Genomic DNA, 534 nt, shown 5'->3' with positions numbered 1-534 from the left:
GCAGCGGAACATAGTGCTCGGGGGTGGGCACGGCCAACGCCGCATCTGGACCGCATCGCTTGTAGCAGATCACGTCTTCGAAACGACGCTCCATGATCGCCTGCCGGACCCAGGAATCGAAGTGAACAGCCCACGAGTACGGGGGGATTAGGGGGCGATCCCATGCGTAGACGCCAAGATTATGAACCACGTTGCCGGACCCGAGGATAAGGATTCCGTCCTCGCGCAGCGGCCGCAGACAGCTGCCAAGAGCGTAATGCTCAGCAGTGGTGAGGCGTGCATCTACACCCAGTTGGACCACGGGAATGTCCGCTTCTGGATACATGTGAGCCAGGGCTGACCAGGTTCCGTGATCGAGCCCCCAGCCGGTGTCGAGCTGGACAACGGCCGGCGCCAGCAAGTCGACCACCCGTTCGGCAAGCTCGGGCGAACCTTGAGCCGGATAGCTGAATTCGAACAGCTCGCTGGGGAATCCGCCAAAATCGTGAACCGTCGCCGGCCGGCGATTCGCCGTGACCCGGCCCCCCGGTCGGT

Annotated in this window: 1 protein-coding gene; it reads right to left on the bottom strand. The window is 63.1% G+C overall.

What is annotated here, in order from left to right; genetic code table 11:
- On the bottom strand, positions 1-534 hold a 534-nt coding region (locus F6Q13_RS20105), incomplete at both ends, for a class III extradiol ring-cleavage dioxygenase (protein WP_293060187.1).

Source organism: Mycobacterium sp., from assembly GCF_008709575.1.
Lineage (GTDB): Bacteria > Actinomycetota > Actinomycetes > Mycobacteriales > Mycobacteriaceae > Mycobacterium.
Note: the sequence above shows the minus strand (reverse complement) of the source record. Positions and strands in the feature narration are given on the sequence as shown.